Raw genomic sequence first — 21202 nt, forward strand, 5'->3', positions numbered from 1 at the left:
CCGAGTTGCTCCACTACCCCGGGCGCGCTCGTGCGCACCGGCACCCCGCCGGCGGCCGGGTCGGGCGCTACTCCTCGGGTGCGTCCCAGAATTCTGCGAGCGCACGCGTCATCTCGTCGCGCACCTCATGGTCGGGTGCCGTCGCGACACCGTCGCCCGGCTGCACGCCGTAGTCTCCGAAGCTCGCATGGTTGGCGCCCTCGATCTCGACGAAGGTCGCGTCCTCCGGCAGCAGGTGCGCCGCGCCATCGATCTTCCCGGGCGTGCTGAGCCCGTCTTCACTGCCCGAGATGCTGAGTGCCGCGAGTCCTGACCCGCTGAGGTCGTTCGCGCAGTACGAGCCGAAGAACACGACGCCTGCGACATCCTCCTCCGTCGCCATCATGCACGCGCGCACCCCGCCGAGCGAGTGGCCGCCGACATACCAGTCGGACACCTCGGGCGCGTGGCCGGTGAACGTCGCGAGCGGTCGCTGGTCGAAGAACGCGAGGTTCAGGATCGGCTTCGTGATGACCACCGTCGTTCCCGTCTCCGCCACCGCGTCGACGAGCTTGGCCATGTAGGCGTACGGGTCGACCCTGGCGCCCGGAATGAAGACGAGTCCGCGATCGGATGCGTCGTCGACCGGTGTCATCACGATCGAGTCGTCGAAGGACTCGATGCTCACGCGATCGTCGGTCCACGCCTCGAGCGACGCCGGCCGCTCGCCCTGCATCACGGTCTTCGCCCAGACCAGGAACCCCACGACGATGAGTGCGAGCACGACGAGCACCGCGAGGATGACGCGTACCGCGCGACCGCCGCGCGAGGAACGGCCGGGGCTGTGCGGTGCAGTGGTCGACATCGCACCAGTCTCGCAGAGCGGCACGGGCCACCGACCTCGAATTGGCCGTTGCCCCGCGCACCGTCCCTGCGATTGCATCGAGGGATGCACGACGACCTCGAGTTCTCCGCCGACCCCGCACGCCTCGACCTCGATCGTGTGCACACCTGGCTCGCCGAGGAGTCGTACTGGGCGAGTGGTCGCTCGCGCGAGGCGCACGACGCCGCCGTCGCGGCATCGCGCAACTACGGCATCTACGACCGCACCAGCGGGGAGCAGCTCGCCTACGCGCGGGTCATCACCGACGGCGTGACCTTCGCCTGGCTGTGCGATGTGTTCGTCGACGGCGAGGCACGCGGCCGCGGCATCGGCGTGGCGCTCATCGAGCGGATCATGGCGACCCTCGAACCACTCGGGCTCCGGCGCATCGGCCTCACCACTGCCGATGCGCACGGACTCTACGAACGGTTCGGGTTCACGGCGCTCGAACACCCCGAGCAGTGGATGGCGCGTACCGCCGCGCCCGCGCACGCTTCGTGACCGTGGGCGGCGGGTAGGCTCGTGCCGTGCTCAACGCCCTCGCCGAACGGCCACGCGTCAGCGTGCTCGGGCCGGTGCGCGTGGAGGGACGCGACGGCACCCTCGTCGAGCCTCCCGGCACGCTTGCGAAGGCCCTCGTCGCGGTGCTCGCCGCCGCACCGCACGACGCCGGCGGCACCGTCGGGGTCGAGACGATCATCGACGAGCTGTGGGGCGAAGCGCCGCCGCGCAACGCGAAGGCGGCACTCCAGACGCTCGTGAGCCGCCTGCGCGCAGTCGCGGCCGATGGGCTCGTCCGCTTCCTGCCCGGCGGCTACGCCCTCGACGTGGCACCCGGCGAACTCGATCTCAGCGCGGCGCAGCTCGCGGCCGAATCCGGCGGCAGCACCGCCGACGCCGCTGCACTGGACCGGGCGCTGGCGCTCTGGCACGGGGAGCCCGGCACCGACCTCGGCGGCGCGCCCGTCGCGGAACTGCTCGCCGAACGATCAGCGGCGGCGCGGGCGGCGCTCCTCGAGCGGCGTGCCGCCCTTCGAGCCGCCGCCGGCGACCACGACGGTGCAGCCGCCGACCTTCGCCTGCTGCTCGATGGCGCCCCCGTCAACGAGCACCTCGTCGCCGCGCGCCTGCGGGAGCTCGCGGCATCCGGTCGTCGAGCCGACGCCATCGCCGAGTTCGCAGCCTTCCGCGCAGTGCTCGCCGAAGAGCTCGGCGCCTCACCGTCGGCGGAGCTCGTCGCGCTCAACGCCGAGCTGCTGCGCGCCGAAGAGCCGACGAGCCGCGCCCCGCGCCTGCGCATCGGGGTGCGGGCCGCACCCAACGAGCTCATCGGCCGCGGCGGCGACCTCGATGCGATCGAACAGGGGCTCGCCCACCATCGCCTCGTCACGATCCTCGGCACCGGTGGCCTCGGCAAGACCCGTCTCGCGCAGGAGGTCGCCGCGCGATCGACCGCCCCGACGGTCGTGGTGGTCGAGCTCGCGAGCGTGCGCAGCGACGACGATGTGACGCTCGCGCTGGCCTCGACGCTGGGCATCCGCGAGGCGGGTTCGAGTCAGCGGATCGCCGAGACGGCGATCCGACCCGATGCCCGGTCGCGGATCATGCAGCAACTCGCCGAACGTCCCGCGCTGCTCGTGCTCGACAACTGCGAACAGGTCGTCGAGGGAGCCGCCACCTGGACCGCCGACCTCCTGGCAGCCGTTCCCTCGCTTCGCGTGCTGGCGACGAGTCGCAGCCCGCTCGCGATCGGCGCCGAGCAGGTGTATCCGCTCGAGCCCCTCTCCGCCGACGGCACGAGTGCCGCCCCGGGGCCCGCGGCACGGCTGTTCATCGAGCGCGCACGAGCCGCCCGTCCCGGCGCGGCGCTCCCCCTCGACATCGTCACGCGACTGTGCGACCGCCTCGACGGGCTGCCGCTCGCGATCGAGCTCGCCGCCGCGCGGGTGCGGTCGATGACCGTCGAGCAGATCGAGGCACGCCTCGAGAACCGGTTCGCGCTCCTCGCCGACGGCGACCGTTCGGCGCCCGAACGCCAGCGCACGCTCGCCGCGGTCATCGGGTGGAGCTGGGCACTGCTGACCGACGACGAACGCCGCGCCCTGGCGCGGCTCTCGTGGTTCGCCGACGGGTTCGGCCTCGAAGCGGCCGACCGGGTGACGGGAGTCGCGGACGCCGTCTGGCTCCTCGACGGTCTCATCACGCAGTCGATGCTGAGCATGACCGAGACCTCCGATCGCGGCGAGCCCCGCTATCGCATGCTCGAGACCGTGCGCGAATACGGCCAGGACCGACTCGGCGAGCGCGGCGAGACCGCGGAGGTCTCGCGGGCGATGCGCGATTGGGCGGTCTCCTTCGCCCGCGACCGGCTCGACGAGGTCGACCACGGCGGCCAGCTGCACGCCCTCGATTCCCTCAGGGTCGAGCAGGACAATCTCGTCGCCCTGCTGCGCGGCGCTCTCGACGATCGCGACGGCGCCGCGGTGCTCGGCATCTTCGCGGCGCTCGGGTACTACTGGACCGTTCGGAGCGCGCACTCCGAGATCCTCGCGTTCAGCGCGCCGGTGCTCGACGCGACCCGGGGAACGGCAGCGGATGCCCCGGTGCCGGCCGCGACCCTCTCGTACGTGCTCATCGCGGGGACGAACCTGGCGATCGGCTCGCCGACCGGGGTCCGGGCCCTCGCCCGGCTCAGACGGGTGGCCGCTCGCGAGCTGCCTGTCGAGCCATGGGTGGCGGCGCTCTCGAGCTTCCTCTTCGCGTACCCCGACCTGCCGAAGGCGATCGACGGACTGCGCGAGATGGCGTTCGCCGAGGACCCTCGCACGGCACTCCTGGGGTCGATCATCCAGGCCCAGTACGACGAGAACGCCGGCGACCCCGTCTCCGCCAGGGTGCACGCGGCCCGGGCGAATCAGCTCTCGAGCGTGACGAACGACGTGTGGGCGCAGGCCATGTCCTCGATGATGCTGGCGCAGCTCGCGAGCCAGTCGGCCGATCCGCAGGAGGCGCTGCGGTGGACGGGCGTCGCCCGCGAAGGGCTCGAGCTGCTCGGCGCCGAACAGGATCTGCTCCAGCTCGAGTGGATGGTCTCTGGCTCGCTCCTCGCGGCCGGTCGGCTCGAGGAGGCGAGGCTCGGCCTCGACCGGATGGTCGACGACAGCCGCTCGACCTCCGACGGCCTCGAGCTCCGGGCCATCGCCCAGCTCGGTCTCGCCGAGCTCGCGCGGCTCGAGGGGAGGCCGGACGACGCACTCGTTCATGCCCGTGCCCTGGTCGCCGACCTCGGCACGGCCCGCGGGCCGTCGGCCCCGTGGTATCTCCTGTCGCTGTCGACGCTGCTCGCCGGGGCATCCGCCGATTGGCCGGGCGATGAGGTGGCAGGGTGGGCCGACTCGCTCCGGCGACGCCTCACCGCCATGCTCCGGGCTCGGCCCGGGTTCACCGACTTCCCCGTGCTCGGCACGGTCGCCGCGGGTTGGGGCGCCTGGGCGATGCGGCAGCCCTCTGCTGAACTTCGCGAGCGCGGCCTCGAGCTGCTCGCGCTCGGTGAGCAGCTGCACGCCCGTCAGGACCTGCCCGCACTGCACCTCGCCGACCGGTTCGCCGAGGCGGAACGGCGCGCCGGTGTCGACGCCGTTCGCCTGGCGCGCGACACGGCAGCGAGCCGCTCCCCCGGCGAACGCGTCGAACGGGCGCGCGAACTGCTCGCGACGCCCGTTCGGCGAACTGCCTGATCCTGCGGCCGTCAGGCCTTCCGCATGTACGCCCGCACCGTGAGCGGTGCGAACACGGCGACCACAACGGCGGAGCCGAACAACGACCAGCCGAAGTCCGCTCCGATCGTGCCGCTGTTGACGAGGTCGCGAACGGCCGTCACGAGATGCGACACCGGGTTGATGTTCGCGAACCACTCGAGGGGCGCCGGCATGGTGCTCGGGTCCACGAAGGCGTTCGACAGGAACGTGAGCGGAAACAGGATGAGCATCGAGATGCCCTGCACGCTCGACGCGGTGCGGGCGATCACGCCGAAGAAGGCGAAGATCCACGACAGCGACCACGCGCACACGATCACGAGCACCGCTGCTGCGAGCACGCCGCCGGCGCCGCCCTCCGGGCGCAGCCCCATCACGAAGCCCATCGCGAAGGTCAGCGTCGTGGCGATCAGGTAGCGCACGGTATCGGCGAGGAGTGCGCCCGAGAGCGGTGCGATGCGTGCGATCGGCAAGGAGCGGAACCGGTCGAACACACCCTTGTCCATGTCCTCCCGGAGCTGCACGCCGGTCACGATCGACGTCGAGATGACGGTCTGCACCAGGATGCCGGGAATGATGATCGGCAGGTAGTTCTGCACGTCGCCGGCGACCGCGCCGCCGAAGATGTACGTGAACATCAGCGTGAAGATGATCGGCTGCAGTGTCACGTCGAACAGCTGCTCGGGCGTGCGCTTGATCTTCAGCAGTCCCCGATAGGCCATGGTGACGGTGTGCGCCAGGCTCTGGGAGAGCGAGACCCGGTTCTTCAGGGTGCGATCGGCACCCGGGGTGATGGTCGTGGTGGCGATGGCGCTCATGCGCGGCTCCCTTCGAGCTCGTTCGCGGACTCGGCACCGGATGCGTCGGCTTCGACGCCGTGCCCGGTGAGGGTGAGGAAGACCTCGTCGAGCGTGGGCTTCTGCACGCTCAGCTCGGAGAGGCGGATGCCCTCGTCGCGCAGCGTGACGAGGAGCTCGGTGACGATGTCGGGGTCGTCCATCGGCGCGGTCACGCGACCCGCCTCGGGCGAGACCGTCGGCGTGACCTTCAGCACTCGCTCGATCGCGACGCGAAGGTCGTCGAGGTCGCGCGGATCCTGCAGCCGCAACTGGAGGCTCGAGGAGCCGACGGACGCCTTGAGGTCGTCGCCCGTGCCCTCGGCGACGACGCGACCGCGGTCGATCACCGCGATGCGGTCGGCGAGCTGGTCGGCCTCATCGAGGTACTGCGTCGTGAGCAGCACCGTGGATCCGGTCGCGACGAGCCGCCGGATGGTGTCCCACATCTGTGCGCGGGTTCGAGGATCGAGCCCGGTGGTGGGTTCGTCGAGGAAGATGAGCGGCGGTTGCGCGATGAGGCTCGCGGCGAGGTCGAGTCGGCGGCGCATTCCCCCCGAGAAGTTCTTCAGGGGCCGCCGTGCCGCCTCCGTCAGGCCGAACTCGTCGAGCAGTTCGGCGGCCTTCGCCTTCGCCGCGCGGTGCGAGAGGCCGAGCAGACGGGCGAACAGCACGAGGTTCTCGGTGGCGGAGAGTGTCTCGTCGACCGACGCGTACTGGCCGGTCACGCCGATGAGCTGGCGCACCACCTGCGACTCGCGTTGCACGTCGTGGCCGAAGATGCGGGCATTGCCGCCGTCGGGTCGCAGGAGCGTGGCGAGCATCGAGATGGTCGTGGTCTTGCCGGCGCCGTTCGGGCCGAGGACGCCGTAGACGGTGCCGGTCGCGACGCGGAGGTCGACGCCGTCGACCGCCCGGTTCGCGCCGAACGTCTTCACGAGCCCTTCGGCCTCGACGGCCCAGTCGCCGCGGAAGGCGATGTCGTGTGCAGTGATCGTGGTCATGAGGACCATGCTCCGCGCACGCACTCACAGCACGCTCACGTGGCACTGACAGGCATCGCGACCGCCTGCAAGCGGCGGCGCTCAGGCGGCGGTCAAGCGGCGGCGCTCAGGCGGCGGTGGCCTCGACGTCCCGCCCGTAGGCGATCATGAGGAAGCTCGTCCCGTCGGGGCGTTCGAACGTGAACTCCCGCTCGTGCAGCCGCTCGAACCCGAGACGGTCGTAGAGCCGCTGGGCCGCGAGCATGTCGGGGCCGGTGTTCAGCACCACCCGCTCGAGGCCGCGGATCCGCGCGAGCCGGAGGACGTGTCCGACGAGCACCTCGCCGACTCCGCGACGGCGGGCGTCCGCCGCGACGCCGAGGAAGCGGAAGTCGAGTTCGCCCGCGCGAGCGAGCGGCGAGATCGTCGCGCCCGCCACGGGGGTCGATGCCGTGCCGAGCAGCGCGCCCGTCGAGGCATCCGTCGCCACCCAGACCTGGTGGTCGCGTGCGCGCTCCGCGACCGCGACGATGTCGGCGCGGTAGGCGTCGCTCAGTTCGAAGTCGCTCGCGTACGCGCCCTCGACGAGTTCGGTGACCGCCTCGACCTCATCGGGGCGCATGAGCCGCACGCGGATGTCGTCCCGCTCCTGGAGGCCGAAGCGGTACGCGAATCCCACGACCTCGCCGAAGCGCTCGTCGCGCTCGGGCAGCCGGTCGAACCCGAGTCGCGCGTAGAGCGCCCGGGCACGCGTGTTGAGCTCCCCCGTGTCGAGCAGCAGCGCGTCGGCGCCCCAGCCGAGCGCGGTCTCCATGCTCGCCCGCATCAGGGCTTGCCCCAGGCCGGTGCCTTGCGCGTCGGGGTCGACGGCGACGAGCCGAACCTCGGCCTCGTCGCCGACCGCGACCCGCGAGTACGGCGAGTCCGCGCGCAGCACGCTCGCGGTGCCGAGCAGTCGATCGCCGTCGCCGTCGACGCCGTCGGCGGCCGCCACGAGCACGGCACCGGATGCCGCGCGCCCCGACACGTCCCGCTCGAGCGCACGTCGCTCGGCGCTCACGGGAAGGTGGCCGTACGGGCCTGCGGCGAACGCGGCGGCGATGAGGGCGGGCTCGTCGGCGACGTCGCGATCGCGGATCGGTCGGATATGGAAGGGGGCGTCGTCGTTCTGCATGATCGCCTTCCAGCCTACGATCGCGGCGCCGGCCCGACGCCGGGTTTGCTGCGCGCGAACAGGCCGCCGATCGGCCATGTGCGTGCACACGGCCGATCGTGCGCCGATCACGCGCGGCGAGAGCCGGATGCGCATGATTCTGCGAATTCCCGCCACAACGCTGCGCGGCGCCCCGCGTAGCCTTGAAGGGTGACAGCGTTCGTCTCAGCCCTCGATCTCTTCTCGATCGGGATCGGCCCCTCGAGTTCCCACACCGTCGGCCCGATGCGTGCCGCACGTGCCTTCGCCGAACGACTCGCAAGCGATGGCGTGCTCGACCGGGTCACCCGCATCACGTGCTCGCTCTACGGCTCGCTCGGCGCCACCGGCCTCGGCCACGGCACACCCGATGCGGTCGTCGCCGGCCTCGCGGGCCTCGAGCCGCACGACTGCGACCCCGGCGAGGTGCGCGGCGCATGGTCCGGCCTCGGTGACGGCGCCGAGGTGCTGATCGCCGGCAGGCATTCGATACGGATGCTGCGCAGCGACGTCACCCTCGAGCCGCGCACCCGCCTGCCCGGCCACCCCAACGCGATGACGCTGCAGGCTTGGGGCGATGCCCCGCTCCCCCTCGCGGAAGACACGTACTACTCGGTCGGCGGCGGATTCATCCGTCGCGAGGGCGAGACGGCGTCCGAGGCCGAGGCGCTGCGGCATCCGCTGCCCTATTCGAGCGCCGACGAGCTGCTCGCGCTCTGCGAGGAGCACGGCGTCTCGCTCTGCGACGTCGCTCGGCACAACGAGGTCGCCGTCCACGGCGAGCAGGGCATCGACGACGGACTCGACGCGATCTGGGCCGCCATGGCGGAATGCGTCTCGAACGGGCTGTCGGCCGACGGCACCCTTCCGGGTGGCCTGCGCGTGAAGCGGCGCGCCGCGCTCGTGCGACAGCGGCTCGAGGAGTACGACCGCGACGAGCACCTCCGCGACACCTCGACCGAATGGCTGCAGGCGTTCGCCCTCGCCGTGAACGAGGAGAACGCCGCGGGCGGACGGGTCGTCACCGCGCCCACGAACGGTGCGGCCGGCATCATCCCGGCCGTCGGCCACTACTATCTCAAGTTCGTGCCGGGTGCGGATGCCGCCGGCATCCGCCGCTACCTGCTGACCGCCGCGGCGATCGCCTCCCTCGTCAAGAAGAACGCGTCGATCTCCGGCGCCGAGGGCGGTTGCCAGGCCGAGGTCGGCTCGGCCTGCGCGATGGCGGCCGGTGCGCTCTGCGCCGTGCTCGGCGGCACGCCCCGGCAGATCGAGAACGCCGCCGAGATCGCGATGGAGCACCACCTCGGCCTCACGTGCGACCCCGTCGGCGGACTCGTGCAGGTGCCCTGCATCGAACGCAACGCGATCGCGTCGTCGACCGCCGTCTCCGCCGCGCGGCTCGCGCTGCACGGCGACGGCACGCACGTGGTCTCGCTCGACACCGTCATCGAGACCATGCGGCAGACCGGCATCGACATGATGACGAAGTACAAGGAGACGAGCGAGGGCGGCCTCGCGGTCAACGTCATCGAGTGCTGACAGCCGTCGCTCGCGAGGTCGTGTCCCCCGATCTGGACTCTCGCGCGACTCGCGGGCGTCTGGCACGCTGTGCAGATGGACACCCCCGACCCGAATATCCCCGACCTGTTCTGGGGCGCCGGCCTCATCGGCCTCGTGATCGGCCTCGCGATCTACCTCGCCGTGCTCGCGCTCATGCTCTGGATCGGCTACCTGATCATCAAGGCCGCCGTGCGGAACGGCCTGCGCGAACACACCCTCTGGCTCGAGAGCCGGCGCGGCCCGCTGCGCTGAATCGAGCCGACCGGCGCATCCCTGACGGCCGGGCGGGCGCCGGTGTCCCGGCCGGCGCCCGCCCGTGCTCTGCGCGCCGGTCTCAGCAGGCGCAGTTGATGGCGCCGTCGGCGACGGCCCCGCCGCCGAGCCCCGCCTCGGCGACGTTCGTGAGCGGGTCGGCCGCGAGCTGCGCCGGCCCGTCGGCCGTGTCGTACGCGAAGCCCTCGCGCACCCAGTACTCGAACCCGCCGAGCATCTCCTTGACCGGGTGGCCGAGCATCGCGAACTCGAGCGCGGCGCGGGTGGCGCCGTTGCATCCGGGTCCCCAGCAGTAGACGACGACGGGCATCCCTGCGGGAATGCGCGATGAGGCCTCGGCCGCGATGCGCCGCCCCGGCAGGTGCACGGCGCCCGGCACGTGCCCCTGCGCCCACGAGGCATCGCTGCGGGTGTCGACGAGCACGAAGCCCGGGTTGAAACCTGCGTCCGGGTCGGAGCCCGCGCCCGGGTCGGCGCCGGCGAGCGCGGCGGCGACATCCGAGACGTCCGCCTCGAAGCCGAGCCGGCCACGGAAGTGCGCGATCGCGGCATCGCGGTCGGCGACGTGCGCGAAGAGCTCGGGCGCTCGTGACGGTGCGGGTGCTGGTGCCGGCTGCGTGGCCGTGATCGTCTCGGTCATGGTGTTCACCCTGTCACCCGTCGCGGGCCGAGGGCAGGGGAAATCGCGCCGTCGTGGCGCGACATCCCGCCACCGTGGCAGCCGTCTGGCGGCTCGCCTGCGAGCCGGCACACGCCTACCCTGAGTCCATGCATCTCGGAGAGATCTTCCTGTTGCTCGGCGGTTCGCTCGCGATCACCGCGTTCGCCCGATGGCGCGGCTGGCCGGCACCGCTGCTCGTCATGGGGGTCGCCTTCGTCGTCTCCGTGGTTCCGGCGATCCCCGAGATCGATGTCGACGGCGAACTCGTGCTGAGTCTCGTGCTGCCACCGCTCCTGTACTCGGCCGCCCTCGACGTCACGTACCTGAACTTCCGGCGCAGCATCAGCCAGATCCGGCGGCTCGGCATCGGACTGCCGATCGCCACGGCCTTCGCGGTCGGCGCGGTGGTGTGGCTCATCGCCCCCTCGCTCGGCCTGCCGCTGGCGCTCCTGATCGGAGCGATCGTCGCGCCGTCCGATGCCGTCTCCGCCGCGGCCGTCGGCCGCAGACTCGGCCTGCCCCGGCGGGTCATGACGGTCATCTCGGGCGAGAGCCTCGTCAACGACGCGACCTCCATCACCCTGTTCCGCACGTTCGCGGCCATCGTCGCGGGGGCGACCGTCACCTGGCTCGACGGCGTGGGCTCGTTCCTCATCGCGGTCGCCGTCGGCACCGGGTTCGGGCTCGTCATCGGCTGGCTCGTGAATGTCGTGCGCTCGCGGCTCGACGACCCCGTCGTCCTCGGCACCATCAGCCTGCTCGTGCCGTTCGCGGCCTACGCGATCGCCGAACGCCTCGGCGGGTCGGGCGTGCTCTCGGTCGTCGCCGCCGGAATCCTGATCGGGTACAACGCCCCGAAGACGGGTTACGCCACACGCCAGCAGGAACGACCGCTGTGGCAATCGGTCGACGTGCTGCTCGAGGGCCTCGTCTTCGCACTCATCGGGCTGCAGCTCAGCCCCGCCGTCATGGATGTGCTGTCGAGCCCACTCGGGCTCTGGGTGAACGTCGGCCTCGCGTTCGCGGCGCTCGCGACCGTCATCGTGGTGCGCATCGGCTGGGTCTTCGGCGGCTACGCGCTGTCACGGCGCCTCGGCGAGTGGCTGGCGCCCATCTGGGCACGGCGCGGGCGCCGATACCGTGTAGAGCCCCGGCTCGAGGCGAAGGAGCTCGCGGTCATCTCATGGGCGGGAATGCGCGGTGTCGTCACCCTCGCGACCGCGACCGCGATCCCCACGCTCGCCGATCCGACGGCGGGCAGCACGGTGTTCCTCGTCGCGTTCGTCGTGACCATCGGCACGCTCCTGCTGCAGTCGACGACGCTGCCGACGCTGATCCGCCGGCTCGGAGTCGTCGCCGACGACGAGCGCGAGCAGGACCGCAAGGAGATCCAGGCGGTACTGCGGCGCAGCAACAAGGCGGGATTCGCCTACATCGAGAGCCGGCGCGACGAGTGGCGTGGCCGCTTCGGCCCCGAGCACGCCGACAGCGTCATCGACCGCTTCGAGGAGCGCATCCGAGCGGATGCCGCGAGGAGTCGCCGGCTCGAGGGTGACGAGGCGTCCGCGGCCATGGTCTCCGCCACCGAGTTCGCCGAGCTCTCCCGCCGGTGGATCGCCGCCCGGCGCGCCGTCGTGCTCGAGGAGCGCGACTCCGGACACCTGAACGAGGAGGTCATGCGCGAGCTGTTCTTCGCGCTCGACGCCGAAGAGCTCGCGCTGGACTCCCGCACCGCGGTGCGCTCGGACGCCCGCGGCGAACAGCCGTGACGCCGGCCCCGCCCTAGACCGCCGGCGCGAAGAAGGCGGTGACCGCCGAGCCGAGGGCCGTCAGGTCGTCGACGTGCGCGAGCTCCCGTGCCGAGTGCATCGAGAGCAGCGGCACGCCGACATCGACCGTGCGGATGCCGAGACGGGTGGCCGAGAGCGGGCCGATGGTCGATCCGCACGGGATCGAGTTGTTCGAGACGAAGGGCTGGGCCGTCACGCCCGCCTGCCGGCAGACCGCCGCCCAGAACGCAGCGCCCTCGGCGTCGCTCGCGTAGCGCTGGTTGGCGTTGAGCTTGAGGAGCGGCCCGCCGCCGAGCGAGGGCCGGTTCGCGGGGTCGTGCCGCTCGGGGTAGTTCGGGTGCACGGCATGGCCGGCGTCGGACGAGACGATCCAGGATGCCGCGTACGCACGTCGACGCTCGATGTCGCCGGCGCCGAGCCCGGCGCCGATGCGCACGAGCACGTCGTCGAGGAACGGGCCGCTCGCGCCCGAGCGCGACTCCGAGCCGAGCTCCTCGTGATCGAACGCCGCGAGCACGCTCACGTGACCGGAATCTGCGGGCGCCTCGAGCAGCGCGACGAGTCCGGCGTAGACCGAGCTGAGGTTGTCCATGCGACCCGACGCGAAGAGGGTGTCGTCGAGACCGAATCGCGCCGGCGTCTGCGTGTCGGCGACGAGCACGTCGTGGCCGACGACCCGCTCGGCGTCGACGCCGGCCGACGCCGCCAGCACCTCGAGGATGTCCCCCGACGCACCGGCGCCCCACACCGGCTGCACATGGCGCTGCTTGTCGAGCGTGAGGCCCTTGTTGACCTCGCGGTCGAGGTGGATCGCGAGCTGCGGGATGCGCAGCATGGGCCCGGTGCGCACGAGGTGCATGGCGCCGTCGTCAGTGACGATGCGACCGGCGAGTTCGAGCTCGCGGTCGAGCCAGGAGTTCAGGAGCGGCCCGCCGTACACCTCGACGCCGGCCTGCAGCAGGCCCTCCGAGCTCGAGCTCGGACGCGGCTTCAGCTTGAACGACGGCGAGTCGGTGTGGGCACCGAGCACCCGGAACGGCGTCGTGGCCGAGGCGGCGGGCGGCGCGACCCACGCGATGACGGCGCCGTCGCGCACGACCACGTGACGGCCGCCACCCGAGGGCCAGTCCTCGCGCTCGTCGAGTCGGTCGAATCCGGCGGCTTCGAGGCGGCGTGCGACCTCGGCGGCCGCGTGGTACGACGACGGCGAGGCCTGGACGAACTCGGCGAAGTCGGCGATGTAGGCGTCAGTGCGTGATGCGGGCATCCTCCCATCCAACACCGCCTGCGGCCCGGGGTCGAGTTCGCCGCTCGCCGGGTCAGGCGAAGCGGGCTCGTGATCGCCGCGGATGCAGCGCATCAGGCGCTTCGGGGTCGAGTTCGCCGCTCGGCAGATCAGGCGAAGCGCACGACCGCCTGCAGCCGCGCGCGTACTTCCATGACCTCGGTGCCGCCGAGATGGGCCGAGCCCGGCAGGCCCTCGCGCACCGCGCTCGCGAGGCGCGAGCGGCGCACGAGGGCGACGACGGCGCCGCGATTGGTGCCGCCGAGTTCGAGTGACTCCTCGGCGTGCTCGTCGGGTACGACGATGACGAGCGCCGTCGGCTTGACCTTCGCGGCACGCCCGATGGCCTTCGCGCGGGCGGCGAGGGCACGCATCGGTCGCTCGCCGTCGAGCGCCGCGCCGACGAGTTCGCCCCGCTTCATGGCGACCGGCCCGCCCCAGTCCTCCGACTGGATCGCGAAGAGGCCCGTCGGCCCCAGCACGAGGTGGTCGAGCTTCGGCGGCAGGCCGTGGCCTGCGGCATCCGTCGCCACGTCGTGCCAGACCGTGTAGGCGATGCCGAGCGTCGACAGCGAGCGGGCGCTCGCCTCCTCGGCGAGCGCATCGGCGAGCACGTGACGGATGTCGCGGGGCGCACTCCGCACGAGGGCGGGGTCGTAGGGGTCGGCGAGGGTCACGCCGCGGCCCGCCCACTCCCGGATCAACCCGAGGTAGCGCTCGCGCGAGAGCCCGCCGGGATGACCGTAGGTGCGGGCGAGCGGACGCGAATCGCGACGCGGCCTCGGCGCCGCCGGAGCCCATGCCTCGCGGCTCGGCGCCGGTGCACCGCCGCGGGCACCGCGATCGAAGAGCGCCCGTGCATCGGGAGTGCCGACGAGTTCCCAGGCCAGCTGCACGGCGTGGAAGCGGACGACATCGCCGCCCGTGTCGGGGTGCGCGCTCCGGAGGGCCCGACGGTAGGCGAGCCGCAGCGTCGCGTCGTCCGCGTCGGACGCGACGCCGAGCACCTCGTACGGTGAGGCGGAGAGCGGACTGTCGGGCATGGGCTCGCTTTCGAATGTGCGACCACGAGAATACCGCGGCGCGGCTGTACGCGGGTCTAGACTGCCGACCACAGGGGCCCGAGCGGGTCGCGAGAGAGGCAGAGATGCTGATCGACGTGAAGATTGCCGTGACCGAGCGCGTGACTCATCGGAGACGCTGAAATGCTGATCGACGTGAATTACTGGGCAGTCATCATCGCGACGCTGTCGACGATGCTGGTGGGGTCGATCTGGTACACGCCGAAGGTCTTCGGCAACTACTGGATGCGGGTCGCGAAGGTCGACGACTCCGGCGAGCGCGGAGCCGTCGGGCCCATCCTCACGACACTCGTCGTCAGCTTCATCTCGGCGTGGGTGCTCGCCATCGCGACGCAGGTCGCATGGACCGCGCTCGGCGGCAACTATCTGCTCATGGCGATCACCACGGGCCTCATGCTGTGGGCGGGATTCACGGCTGCACGCTTCATCACCCACGACGTGTTCGAGGGGCGGCCGCCCGGCCTCACCATCCTCAACATCGGGCACGAGTTCGTGACCGTGATCGTGATGGCTCTCATCATCGGCGCCTGGCCTCCGGCCGGCACCGTCTGAGGCCCGGCTCACTCAGCCCGGTCGAGTCGGTCCGCTCAGTCCGCTCGGTCCGCGAAGCGCAGCATGCCGTCGTCGACGAGCGTGCGCACCGCCGGCAGCAGCTCGGCTGCGAGCGCCGTCTCGTCGACCTCGAGCAACTGGGCGAGGGCCGCGACGATCGCTCCGATCGACAGCTCGCCGTCGCTCGCCCCGACGAGGGCCGCGAGCCCGGTGTCGAGGCTGATCGCACGTCCGAAGCCACCGCCCTGCCGCAGCAGCATCGCCGTCGGGTCGTCGTCGCCCGGCCAGTAGTGGCGCTCCTCGGTGACATCGCCCGCGGTCGTGAATCGGGCTGCGGCGAGCGCGGAGTCGTCGAGTGCCGCCTGGCGGTCGTGCCCGGCGAGGCACTCGGCGAGGTGCGTACCGAGCCCGGCATCGTTCGCGCCGAGCAGTCCGTGCAGGCGCTCGAGTCGCGCGAGCCGACCCCCATGCGCAGCGGATGCCGCGGCATCCGCACGCCGCAGCAGCACGTAGCCGAAGCCGACGCGCTCGACCCCGCGCGCGGCGAAGTCGTCGAGCCAGGCGTCGTACAACCGGTCGAACTCCGCTGTACCCGGCCTCGTGCCGCCGTCGCGGATCCACGTCTCGGCGTATTCGGTGACGTGCTGCACCTCGCGCTCGATCACCCAGTGCTCGAGTGCGGCAGCCCAGCCGCCGACGCGCTCGAGGCCGTCGGCCGCGCCGTCATCCACGGCGCCGCTGGCGCGATACTCCCAGTTGCCGAGCAGCTGCGCGACGCCGCCCGGTTCGAGGTGCTGATGGGCTTTCCGGATCACGGCTTCGACGAGCGCATCGCCGACCATTCCGCCGTCCCGGTAGTCGTATTCGGGCACGCCCTCGACGCGCGGCGTGATGACGAAGGGAGGATTCGAGACGATGCGATCGAACCGCTCCCCCGCGACGGGCTCGAAGAGGCTGCCGAGCCGCAGCTCGACGCCGTCGATGCCGTTCAGCACGAGGTTCAGTCTCGCGATCTCGAGCGCACGCTCCGAGATGTCGGTCGCCACGATGTGCTCGGCGAACCGGGAGGCGTGCATCGCCTGGATCCCGCAGCCCGTGCCGAGGTCGAGCACGCGCCTCGCCGGCGTCGGCAGCATGAGCCCCGAGAGCGTCATCGACGCACCGCCGACGCCGAGCACGTGGTGCTCGCCCAGCGCATGCCCGAGGGCGAGCTCGCCGAGATCCGAGAGGATCCACCACTCCTCGCTGCCGTAGGCGTCCGTGAACGCGTACGGACGCAGGTCCAGGCGTGCGCGGACGGATGCCTCGGGACCCGTCACGTCGGCATCGCCGTCGTCATCGGCGTCGCCGACGAGCCCGAGTTCGATCGCCCCGTCGACCCCGAGCCCCGCGAGGGCCGCCGCGAGCTCGGCGCGGGGCACGGCGACCCCGAGCACGAACAGCTCGGCGAGCGTCGCGAGACTCGCGGATGCCCCGTGCTCTCGCCGACGGGCATCGAGCACCCGCCGAGCCGGGACGCGTTCGCCGCGGTGCAGGGCGGCCGCGGCGTCCTCACCCCAGAGCGCCTCGAGCGCCGGGACCGTGAAGTCAGCAGCGACGAGGTCGGCACGGAGGAGTTCGAGGAGACGGTCGGCACGAGCCTCGTCGGCGACGATCAGTGATGACGATTCGGGCCCGGTGCTCATTCGACCATTCAAGCGCACCGGCGCCGTCGCGGCCCCGTCAGCGAGTCGCGAGATCCAGGACCAGCGGGAACGCCCCGATGCCAAGCGGTCGGGTCAGCGAGTCGCGAGATCCAGAACGAGCGGGAACGCGCCGAAGCCGTCGTCGATCGTGAGGTGCCCGCCGCCCGTCACCGTGACGTGCTCGGCCCCGAGCGGCTCCGCGAACGCTCGTCCGGCGCCCTCGGGGCAGTAGGGGTCTGCGTCGCCGGCGATCACGACGACCTCTGCGGCGGCGGCGTCCACGGCGTCGCCGCCGAGCGCGAACCCGGCGATGCCCGGGATCCCCCGGAGCACGGGGTCCGAGACCGGGGCGACGAGCAGCAGACGGGATGCCGCGGCATCCGTTCGCCCTGCTGCCGTACGTCGGGCCGCGAGCGCGAGCCACGCGGCGCAGCCGAGGCTGTGGCACACGACGGTCAGCGATGCCGCGTCGGTGCCGAGCAGTTCACGCTCGATCGCGGCGATCCAGTCGTCGAGCACGGGCTCGTCGGGCTCCGGCAACTGCGGGTAGCGAACGGCGGCCCCGCTCCCCTCGAGCTCGGCGGCGAGCCAGCGTTGCCAGTGACCGTCGGGGCGCCGGTTCTCGTAGCCGTGCAGGATCAGGTACTGCAAAACTCGTGCCTCCCGGGCGTCGTCCGCCGTGGCAGGTCCCGGCAGTGCGCACCATTCAATCAGGTGACCGGCATGACGACGATGTCGACCGTCATCCGTTCGTCATCTGGCGTACATGTCGGGTTGCGCTCTGTAACCCTGCCGTCACACGGTGCGTTTAGCGTTGATTACGATCGAACGAGGCGAGGGGAGGCGCGCATGGCAGAGTCGACGACACTGGAGCGGCTGCGTCAAGACGCACGCGACGAGCTCTCGGCGCTCATCGAGCTCCGATGCCGCCTCGGCGAAGACCCGTGGGTGTTCCTGCCCGACCTGCCGTCGGTCGACGAACAGGTCGTCGCGACACTGCGCGAAGACCGGCTCCACTCCGAACGCTGGCGCACGGTGCGAGCACGCGCGTACCACCCGGCCGCCCGCGAGGGAGACGTCGCGAAGTTCGAGTACGAGCTGCTGCGCGAGATCGCCCTCGAGCACCCCGAGCTCAGCTCTGCGGTGTGGTTGGTGCTCGACCGGGTGCCGTCGCGCTGGTGACCCGCTGCACGCGCATCCAGGTGATGAAGCCGAAGATCGTGAACAACCCGTAGAAGACGTAGAGCAGCGCCGAGGCGTAGTAGCCGGCGCTGACGAGCAGCGGCACTCCGACGATGTCGACGGCCACCCAGATGAGCCAGAACTCGGTCCATCCCTTGGCCATGCCCCAGGTCGCCAGCAGCGAGCCCATGAAGATCCACACGTCGGCCCAGACGGGTTCGAACGAGCCGAGGGCGCGGAAGATCGGGGTCAGCACGAGCGTGCCGCCGACGAGCGCGACGCCGAGCAGGATCCGGGCCCGCGCGCTCGCCCACCGCGGTTCGACGGCGGAGTCGCTCACCTGCTTGTGCTGGCTCCAGCGCACCCAGCCGTAGATCGAGACGGCGATGAACATGAGCTGCCGGCCGGCCTGCCCGAGCAGGTTCACGGGGTTCGGCGTCTCGAAGAGCGCACCCATGAAGACGGTGAAGAGCAGCGCATTGCCGACGATGCCGACGGGCCACGCCCAGACCTTGCGCCGCAGGCCGCCGAGCGCGCTCGCGAGTCCGAACAGGTTGCCGACGATCTCGCGCCAGAGGATGACCTGGTCGCCGATCACCAACTGGGCGTCGAAGAGCCACTCGATCGGGTTCATGCGCGATCGGTTCGCGAGGCGTCGGGAGCACCGGCGTCGACGGCGCCGTCGCCGGTCGTGGCTTCTCCGCTCGTGGTGCCGCTCGTGGCTCCGACTCGGACCCGCCGAGTCACGAGCAGGGCGACGAGCCGCCATCCGAGCAGGAACGCGGCGAGCGTCAGGGTGGCGACGACGATGAACGCGAACTGCGTGCCCTGGCCGCTGACCACGCGAAGCAGCATGCCGCCGATCACCGTGACGGCCCAGACGATCACGCCCGTCGGCCAGACGGCGAGCGGATGCCTCCAAGCCCGTGCCGCGAGCCAGCCTGCCGCGAGTGCCGCGATGAACGGCCACGCGGTCGCCGCGATGCCCGCGAGGTCGAGGCCTTCGGCGTGGCTGCTCCGGCCGATCGAGACGAAGACGACAACGAGCACGGCATCGAGCACCGCCGCGATCGCGATCGTGCCGGGTCGGTCGTTCGCGCGCTGCGTCATGCTCTCATCGTACGGATCCCGGAGTTCGCGCGCCCGTCCCGGTGCACACCCTCATTCGCGAGGACCGAGGGCCCCGAGCATCGACGGGTCCTCGACCGGCAGCGCGCAGACGAACGCCTCGCAGCGGTACGCGGCGGCAGCCCCGTTCCGCGCGGTTCGCTCGGCGAACAACGTGAATCCCGCGTCGGCGAACTCGCGGGCCTGCCGCTCGTCGACGATCACCACGACGGATGCCTCGTGCGCCCTTGTCGCCGCGAGGAGCGGGTGCTCCCCTGCCTCGGCACCGCCCTCGCGCTCCCCTTGCTCGGGCACGACCGTCACGAGCTGCACGATCGGGGCCGCAAGCCGCGCCATCAGCGCGAGCGCACCGCCGAAGGCGATCGGCCGCTCCAGCGCGATGCCCGCGACCGCGGCCATCGCCCGCTCCGCCGCCGCGAGATACGCATCGCCTGCGCCGAGGAGGTACAGCCGCCAGGCGGCATCCGCACAGGCGGTGAGGCCCGACGGCGCTGCACCCTCTGCCGGGTCGTCGGGCAGCTCCAGACCGCGCGCCCGCAGCACGGGGTCTCCCCCGGCCGGCGCCGCGAACGGGAGAACGGCGTCGGCCTCGCCGTCACTGGCTCCGCTCGCGCCGCTTGCGCCACTCGCTGCCATGGCCGCGTCGATCAGGGCTCGTGCGGCACCCGCGTAACCGGACTCGCCGGTGACGAAGGCGAGCTCGAGCAGCCCGCCCGCGAACATGCCCGTGTCCTCCAACGTGGCGACGGCCGTCGAGGCACGCCCGTCGAGCGACGCACGCACCAGGCTGCCGTCCGACCGCACGTGCGTGGCGAGCAGCACGTCCGCAGCGCGACGCGCCGCCTCGACCGACCGATCGTCGCCGCGCACGAAGCCGTGCCTCGCCAGCGCTCCGATCGCGAGCCCGTTCCACCCGGTCAGCACCTTCTCGTCGAGGGGCGGCGGCGCCAGCAGCGCCCGCCCCTCGGCGTCCTGGCGGTAGTAACCGCCCTCGCTCCGTTCGCCGTCGATGACGCTCTCGGAGTCCTGCGCACTGGCGAAGCCGCCGCTCGCCAGCTGCAACCGGTCGATCAGGAATCGCGCGACGCCGTCGGCGATCGACCCCGTGTGCTCGTCGGTCGGGCGCGCCCGACCGAGCTCCGTCGACACCCTGAGCAGCAGCGCGTTGTCGGTGAGCATGCGCTCGTAGTGCGGCTCGGTCCAGTCCGCACGCGTCGCGTAGCGGAAGAACCCGCCCTCGACCGGATCGTGCAGCGGGGACGCTCCCATGAGCCGAACCGTGCGCTCGGCCAGCGCACGGCCGGCTCCGCCGGCGACGGCCAGGAACTCGAGCACGGACGCGACCGGGAACTTCGGCGCGCCGCCGAATCCGCCGTGCACACGGTCCTCCTGAGCGGCGAGCGACGCGATCGCGCCCTCGAGCTCTGGTCGGCCGGGCAGCACCCCATCGGTCCGAACAGCGGATGCCGCCGCCAACGCCTCGCCCACGGCCGCCGCCGTCGCGTCGAGTTCGGCGCGGCGCTCGCGCCACGCCGTGCTGACAGCGGCAAGCACGTTCGTGAAGGAGGGAACGCCGCGGATCTCACGCGGAGGGAAGTACGTGCCGGCATAGAACGCGTGACCGTCTGGAGAGGCGAAGACCGTGAGCGGCCAGCCCAGCTCGCGCGTGAACGCCGACGCGGCTGCGAGGTAGCTCGCGTCGACGTCGGGATGCTCCTCGCGATCCACCTTGATCGCGACGAAGCCGTCATTGAGCAACGCGGCGACGGCGGGATCACTGAAGCTCTCCCGCGCCATGACGTGGCACCAGTGGCATGTGGCGTAGCCGATGGAGATCAGCACCGGCACATCCCGCTGCCGGGCGGCCTCGAACGCCGCCTCACCCCATGGATACCAGTCGACGGGGTTGGAGGCGTGGGCGCGCAGGTAGGGACTCATCGCCTCACTCAGACGGCTCCCCATGCCCTCAGGATAGCGAGCGCTTCGGATTCGGTCTCGTGAACGTGGAAAGGCCGCCCCGGTTGGGGCGGCCGTGTGCTGTTGGGTTGTGCCGCGTTGGGGCGGGTGTTAACCAAAGAGAGCCGNACTGGGCCACGACCGTGCTCCTCAGACGGCTCCCCATGCCCTCAGGATAGCGAGCGCTTCGGATTCGGTCTCGTGAACGTGGAAAGGCCGCCCCGGTTGGGGCGGCCGTGTGCTGTTGGGTTGTGCCGCGTTGGGGCGGGTGTTAACCAAAGAGAGCCGCCCATTTCTGGGCGGCTCTCTTCGAATKTATGTCCGGCGGTGTCCTACTCTCCCACAGGGTCCCCCCTGCAGTACCATCGGCGCTGCGAGTCTTAGCTTCCGGGTTCGGAATGTGTCCGGGCGTTTCCC

General features: G+C 71.6%; 19 protein-coding genes and 1 rRNA gene. 7 read left to right on the forward strand and 13 right to left on the reverse strand.

The genetic code is table 11. The features are described from left to right. Positions 1 to 67: 67 nt before the first annotated feature. Positions 68 to 844: an alpha/beta hydrolase gene (locus ASD23_RS18375; RefSeq protein ID WP_056015047.1), complete on the reverse strand. Its 777-nt coding sequence runs from the start codon at positions 842 to 844 to the stop codon at positions 68 to 70. A gap of 84 nt (positions 845 to 928) precedes the next feature. Between ASD23_RS18375 and ASD23_RS18380 the strand changes: the two genes are divergently transcribed. Both ASD23_RS18380 and ASD23_RS18385 read left to right on the forward strand, forming a co-directional pair. Then, positions 929 to 1363: a GNAT family N-acetyltransferase gene (locus tag ASD23_RS18380; protein ID WP_056014858.1), complete on the forward strand. Its 435-nt coding sequence runs from the start codon at positions 929 to 931 to the stop codon at positions 1361 to 1363. A gap of 26 nt (positions 1364 to 1389) precedes the next feature. Beyond that, positions 1390 to 4599 (forward strand): ATP-binding protein, encoded by a 3210-nt coding sequence (locus ASD23_RS18385; protein ID WP_056014860.1) that lies wholly within the window; start codon positions 1390 to 1392, stop codon positions 4597 to 4599. An 11-nt stretch (positions 4600 to 4610) separates the two neighbouring features. On the opposite strand, the gene ASD23_RS18390 is transcribed toward ASD23_RS18385, so the two are convergent. The 3 genes from ASD23_RS18390 to ASD23_RS18705 all read right to left on the reverse strand — a co-directional run bounded on the left by ASD23_RS18390 (position 4611) and on the right by ASD23_RS18705 (position 7610). Then, the gene (locus tag ASD23_RS18390; protein ID WP_056014862.1) at positions 4611 to 5435 is read right to left on the reverse strand and encodes an ABC transporter permease; all 825 of its coding nucleotides are present in this window, start codon (positions 5433 to 5435) and stop codon (positions 4611 to 4613) included. Further along, a complete protein-coding gene (locus ASD23_RS18395; protein ID WP_056015049.1) occupies positions 5432 to 6457 on the reverse strand; it encodes an ATP-binding cassette domain-containing protein in 1026 nt (341 codons plus the stop codon). Before ASD23_RS18395 ends, ASD23_RS18390 begins: the two co-directional genes overlap by 4 nt. Before the next feature lie 106 nt (positions 6458 to 6563). After that, positions 6564 to 7610: a GNAT family N-acetyltransferase gene (locus ASD23_RS18705; protein ID WP_162248765.1), complete on the reverse strand. Its 1047-nt coding sequence runs from the start codon at positions 7608 to 7610 to the stop codon at positions 6564 to 6566. 189 nt (positions 7611 to 7799) lie between these two features. Here ASD23_RS18705 and ASD23_RS18405 point away from each other — a divergent pair, with 189 nt between their 5' ends. Further along, complete coding sequence (locus ASD23_RS18405) at positions 7800 to 9170, forward strand: L-serine ammonia-lyase (RefSeq protein ID WP_056014864.1); 1371 nt, start codon at positions 7800 to 7802, stop codon at positions 9168 to 9170. A 75-nt stretch (positions 9171 to 9245) separates the two neighbouring features. Then, on the forward strand, positions 9246 to 9443 hold the full coding sequence (locus ASD23_RS18410; protein ID WP_056014866.1) for a hypothetical protein: 198 nt from the start codon (positions 9246 to 9248) through the stop codon (positions 9441 to 9443). An 82-nt stretch (positions 9444 to 9525) separates the two neighbouring features. Here the strand turns inward: ASD23_RS18410 and ASD23_RS18415 are convergent, their stop codons facing one another. Then, a complete protein-coding gene (locus ASD23_RS18415) occupies positions 9526 to 10104 on the reverse strand; it encodes a rhodanese-like domain-containing protein (protein WP_082571678.1) in 579 nt (192 codons plus the stop codon). 128 nt (positions 10105 to 10232) lie between these two features. On the opposite strand from ASD23_RS18415, the gene ASD23_RS18420 reads away from it, so the two are divergent. After that, positions 10233 to 11894 carry a cation:proton antiporter gene (locus tag ASD23_RS18420; RefSeq protein ID WP_056014868.1) on the forward strand — a complete coding sequence of 554 codons (1662 nt, stop codon included), beginning with the start codon at positions 10233 to 10235 and terminating at the stop codon, positions 11892 to 11894. A gap of 13 nt (positions 11895 to 11907) precedes the next feature. Here the strand turns inward: ASD23_RS18420 and ASD23_RS18425 are convergent, their stop codons facing one another. Continuing rightward, positions 11908 to 13182, reverse strand: coding sequence for a M18 family aminopeptidase (locus ASD23_RS18425; protein WP_056014870.1), 1275 nt, complete (start codon positions 13180 to 13182; stop codon positions 11908 to 11910). A 128-nt stretch (positions 13183 to 13310) separates the two neighbouring features. Continuing rightward, the gene (locus ASD23_RS18430) at positions 13311 to 14243 is read right to left on the reverse strand and encodes a J domain-containing protein (RefSeq protein WP_056014872.1); all 933 of its coding nucleotides are present in this window, start codon (positions 14241 to 14243) and stop codon (positions 13311 to 13313) included. 162 nt (positions 14244 to 14405) lie between these two features. Here ASD23_RS18430 and ASD23_RS18435 point away from each other — a divergent pair, with 162 nt between their 5' ends. Then, positions 14406 to 14834 carry a DUF1761 domain-containing protein gene (locus tag ASD23_RS18435; RefSeq protein WP_056014874.1) on the forward strand — a complete coding sequence of 143 codons (429 nt, stop codon included), beginning with the start codon at positions 14406 to 14408 and terminating at the stop codon, positions 14832 to 14834. Positions 14835 to 14869: 35 nt separating this feature from the next. Here the strand turns inward: ASD23_RS18435 and ASD23_RS18440 are convergent, their stop codons facing one another. Together ASD23_RS18440 and ASD23_RS18445 are read right to left on the reverse strand one after the other, a co-directional pair. Beyond that, on the reverse strand, positions 14870 to 16519 hold the full coding sequence (locus ASD23_RS18440; protein ID WP_082571653.1) for a DUF7059 domain-containing protein: 1650 nt from the start codon (positions 16517 to 16519) through the stop codon (positions 14870 to 14872). 93 nt (positions 16520 to 16612) lie between these two features. Further along, a complete protein-coding gene (locus ASD23_RS18445; protein WP_056014877.1) occupies positions 16613 to 17170 on the reverse strand; it encodes an RBBP9/YdeN family alpha/beta hydrolase in 558 nt (185 codons plus the stop codon). 198 nt (positions 17171 to 17368) lie between these two features. On the opposite strand from ASD23_RS18445, the gene ASD23_RS18450 reads away from it, so the two are divergent. Then, on the forward strand, positions 17369 to 17701 hold the full coding sequence (locus ASD23_RS18450; protein ID WP_056014879.1) for a hypothetical protein: 333 nt from the start codon (positions 17369 to 17371) through the stop codon (positions 17699 to 17701). Here ASD23_RS18450 and pnuC read toward each other — a convergent pair. The 4 genes from pnuC to rrf all read right to left on the reverse strand — a co-directional run. Next, entirely contained in the window at positions 17652 to 18335 is a 684-nt protein-coding gene (gene pnuC, locus ASD23_RS18455; protein WP_056014881.1) for a nicotinamide riboside transporter PnuC, read from the reverse strand. The genes ASD23_RS18450 and pnuC overlap by 50 nt on opposite strands. Further along, positions 18332 to 18811, reverse strand: coding sequence for a DUF3054 domain-containing protein (locus ASD23_RS18460; RefSeq protein WP_082571654.1), 480 nt, complete (start codon positions 18809 to 18811; stop codon positions 18332 to 18334). Before ASD23_RS18460 ends, pnuC begins: the two co-directional genes overlap by 4 nt. Before the next feature lie 51 nt (positions 18812 to 18862). After that, positions 18863 to 20791 (reverse strand): thioredoxin domain-containing protein, encoded by a 1929-nt coding sequence (locus ASD23_RS18465; protein WP_056014883.1) that lies wholly within the window; start codon positions 20789 to 20791, stop codon positions 18863 to 18865. A gap of 313 nt (positions 20792 to 21104) precedes the next feature. Further along, positions 21105 to 21202 (reverse strand): 5S ribosomal RNA (gene rrf, locus ASD23_RS18470); the annotation flags it as partial.

The organism is Agromyces sp. Root1464, from assembly GCF_001427265.1.
GTDB classification, from domain to species: Bacteria; Actinomycetota; Actinomycetes; order Actinomycetales; family Microbacteriaceae; genus Agromyces; species Agromyces fucosus.